At 74.5% G+C, this 3,771-nt stretch carries 2 protein-coding genes; both read right to left on the reverse strand.

Features of this window, described 5'->3' with window-relative positions; translation table 11 throughout:
• Nucleotides 1-138: 138 nt before the first annotated feature.
• Nucleotides 139-885 carry an NUDIX hydrolase gene (locus G6045_RS39780; protein ID WP_165337122.1) on the reverse strand — a complete coding sequence of 249 codons (747 nt, stop codon included), beginning with the start codon at nt 883-885 and terminating at the stop codon, nt 139-141.
• A 249-nt stretch (nt 886-1,134) separates the two neighbouring features.
• Nucleotides 1,135-3,213: a glycogen debranching N-terminal domain-containing protein gene (locus G6045_RS39785; protein WP_165337123.1), complete on the reverse strand. Its 2,079-nt coding sequence runs from the start codon at nt 3,211-3,213 to the stop codon at nt 1,135-1,137.
• Nucleotides 3,214-3,771: the final 558 nt, after the last annotated feature.

The following is a 3,771-nucleotide window of genomic DNA, read 5'->3' on the forward strand; positions in this document are numbered from 1 at the left end:
GCCCTGGGTACCTTCAGCACGATAACGGGATATTTGGCCTTTTTTAGGCAGGGGTGGGTGACAGTGTCGGGGGTGGTTCGGTCGCATGTGCGGGCGCTGTCGCTCGCGCGTGCGGATGAGCTGTGTGCCGGGCCTTCGTCAGACCTCGGGCCGCAGCATCGGCGGGTTGAGCAACGTCGCGCCACCGGCGCGGAAGAGCTGGGCCGGGCGGCCGCCCTGACGGGTGGTGGTGCCGCCGGTGGGCACCAGGAAGCCAGGCGTGCCGGTGACCTTGCGGTGGAAGTTGCGGGGGTCGAGGGCCACGCCCCAGACCGCCTCGTAGACCCGGCGCAGCTCGCCGACCGTGAACTCCGGGGTGCAGAAGGCCGTGGCCAGGGAGGAGTACTCGATCTTCGAGCGGGCCCGCTCGACGCCGTCGCCGAGGATCTGCGCGTGGTCGAAGGCGAGGCTGCCCTGCTCGCCGTCCTGGTCGAGGAAGGTCTCGACGGGTGACCAGCGCGCGCTGTTGGCGTCGCCGCCCGCGCGGGGCGCGGGCAGATCGGGGGCGAGAGCGAGGTGCGCGACGCTGACCACACGCATCCTGGGGTCGCGCTGCGGGTCACCGTAGGTGCCCAGCTGTTCGAGATGCGCGCCGTTGCCCGAGGACTCCGGGGCGGCGGGATCGTGCACGCAGAGCCCGGTCTCCTCCACGAGCTCACGCGCCGCCGCGTCCGCCAGATCCTCGTCGGCCTTCACGAATCCGCCCGGCAGCGCCCACCGCCCCTGGAAGGGGGGCTCCCCGCGGCGCACCGTCAGCGCACACAGCGAGTGACGACGCACGGTCAGGACAACCAGGTCGACGGTGACGGCGAAGGACGGGTAGGCCGACGGGTCGTAGGGCGACATGACGCGATCATAGTCGTCTGGCTGACGATAAACACCCGGTTCGGGCACGGCTCCCACGACGCGATTCCCGTCTCATCCGCCCCATCTGCTCGCGTCCCCCGCACCCCGTCGGCTCGGCTCGCGTCTTCCTGCGCTCCCTCGGCTCGCGTCTCAGCTCCGGTTCCCGTCCGCCCCTCGGCTCGCGTCTCCCTGCGCTCCCTCGGCTCGCGTCTCAGCTCCGGTTCCGTCCGCCCCTCGGCTCCGGTTCCGTCAGCCCCCTGTACGCACCCCCAGCTGCAGGCCCTCCCCCGCCTGCTCGACCATGGCGAGACCGAGGCGGCTGATGCGTACCGCGAAAGGGGCTCCCGCGATGCTCAGGCCCGTGAGGTTCAGCTCGCCCAGTGGGGCGCTGCCGACCGGAGTCAGGGACACCGTGCCCGTCACGACGTCGGGGCGCAGGCCCGCCTGGGTGAGGAGCAGGTGGATGCCCGCGGCCGCCGAGACCGCCGCGGGCCGGCAGGCCGCCGGGTGCGGCAGGGGTGCGCCGCCGGCCACGCGCTGGTCCCCCGCGTACATCTCGGGCAGCCGGCCGCCGAACGCCTCCGCGGCGGCCAGCACACCGCCGAGCAGGGCGCCCGCCTCCTTCTCGTAGCCCGCCGCGGAGAGTCCGGCGACGGCGACGGCGGTTTCATGGACGCGGACGGCCCCTCCGCGATGCCCGAACGGGTTGTAGCCCGCCTCCTTCGTACCGAGGCTGCGCAGCCCCCAGCCCGAGTCGAGTGCGGGCCCGCCGAAGAGCCGTGCGAGCTGCTCGGTCTGCACCCGGTCGAGCAGGCCGGGGGCCGGCACGCCGCCGCCGAGCAGCCCGGTGTCGAGCAGGTGGGCGGCGGCGCTGCCGAGGTGCGGTACGTGCCTGCCGTCGGCGGTACGGGCCGCTGCCGGGCGGCCGCCGCCGAGGTCCTCGATCCAGAAGTCCCGCCGGAACGCCTGCCTCAACTCGGCCGCCCAGTCCCGCCATTGCCCCGCGCCCGGCCGGTCGTACAGCTCGAGCAGGTCGGCCCCGAGCAACGCCGCGCGGTGTGCGTGGGCCTGGGTCTCGCAGCGCAGTGGGCCGCCCGGGGCCGGGTCGGTGAGACAGCCGCCGGCCGCGACGGCCGAACGCAGCCAGCGCAGACAGCGTTCGGCCGCGGGCAGCAGGTCATGTGCCTCCTGTTCCGGCAGGCCCCACCGCAGGGCCTCGGCGAGAAGGGCGGGGAAGAGCAGGGTGGCCTCGATGCCGGTGCTGCTCGGCGGCAGATGCGGTCCCGCGTCCCGCAGGGGTCCGGGGATCAAGCCCGCGTCCGGGCCGTCGCCGCCGAGTTGGGTGCGGGCGAGGGTGCGCAGGGTGCCGGCGGCCAGGCGGGTGCCCAGCGGCAGCGTCATCCGGGCTGTGGCCAGCGCCTCGGCGGGGGCGAGCCCGCAGCGCCAGGGAGCGCCGGCCGCCGGGTGGATGTCGGTGGGATGCGCGGGATCGCGCAGCAGCAGTGCCTGCAGATCGTCGATACAGGTGGCCAGGAGTCGCGACGCCCTCGGGTCGTCGCCTTCCGCCCGAGCCGGGGACAGCGGGGCATGGGTGGTCCGGGCGGCAGGGCGGAGCGGGCTCGCACCGTCCTGGCGTACGGACAGTTCGATGCTGTGACTGCCGCCCGGCGGCAGTTCGACCTCCCAGCGCAGGAGTCCCGCGGAGGCAAGGGCGTCCTGGGGTGCGGGGTCGGCCGAGACCACGGCGTGATCCGTACCCGAGGACCAGCGCAGCCCCGAGTCGTAGACGCTGGCGGCCAGTTCGGGCCCGGCGCTGCCCGAAGCGACGGCGCCGAGCTCGGCGAGGTCGGTGGCGAGCGCGATCTCGACGGGCAGCCGCAGCGGTCGCGGGGCCGAGCTGTGCAGGGTGATCCGCTCGATGCCCTGCGCGTCCCGGATGCGCTCCACGGTGACGACCGGGTCGGGGCCGCTGCCGTCGGTGTGCCGGACCACGGAGACGAAGCGGGCGCTGCTCGCCGAGAGCAGCCGCCCTTGTACGGCGAGCGGTTCACGGCCCGCGATCCGCAGATGGCAGCGGGAGAGCAGGCGCCGGCCCGCGCGGTAGATGCCGTCGAGGCCGTGGCCGGTCAGCTGGCCGTGCTCGGACGAGATGGCGAGGCCCGGCATGGCGACGCAGATCAACGAGGCGTGCACGGGCGGCAGTTGCCGTGGGGTGCGGTGGGCGGTCCCGGGGCCGTCGCCGGACGCGGGACGCGGGTTCGGACTTGGCCGGCGGGCGGTGGCCGTGTTCTCCGCTCGTGTCGTGTGGGACGGCAGGGATAGGGACATGAGAGCTTTCTTCTTCGCTTCTTCGGGCCTGGGCGAGAGGAACGGGCGGGGCGAGCGGGACGGGCGGCGTGACGGCACCGGACGGTTCGGCAGCGGACGGTTCGGCACGGTCAGGGCCGGGACCGGTCGCAACAGGCGCTCCCGGCCCGGCCGTTGACCCGCCCGGCGGCGCACCGCCGGGCGGACGACTTGCGCCTCCCAGGTGAACGGGGCGGCGGCGGCCCGGGTCACGGGCAGCGCCACTGGTTGCGGACACGACAGGGAAATGCGCAGACGGTCCGGGGCCGGCGCGCCACGCGGGACACCGCACTCCGAGCCCGGACAGCGGACGCATCCCGAGCGCAGGCAGCGGGCTCACGCCGAGTCCCGACAGCAGCCACATCCCGAACCCGGGCAGCAGGCCCACTCCAAGCCCCGACAACAGGCCCACTCCGAACCCGGCCTGGAGGCTCACTCCGAACTCCGCCGCTGCCGAGGAACGGTCTTCGCCGACCCCGACCCCGGCTTCGGTCCTGCCCCTGGCTTCGGTCCTGCCCCCGGCTTCGGACCCCACTTCGG

It is taken from the genome of Streptomyces mesophilus, from assembly GCF_011044995.1.
GTDB lineage: Bacteria > Actinomycetota > Actinomycetes > Streptomycetales > Streptomycetaceae > Streptomyces > Streptomyces mesophilus.

Coding starts and splice junctions, on each gene's coding strand:
- G6045_RS39780 (WP_165337122.1), bottom strand. CDS start 885: ATGTCGCCCTACGACCCGTCGGCCTACCCGTCCTTCGCCGTCACCGTC.
- G6045_RS39785 (WP_165337123.1), bottom strand. CDS start 3,213: ATGTCCCTATCCCTGCCGTCCCACACGACACGAGCGGAGAACACGGCC.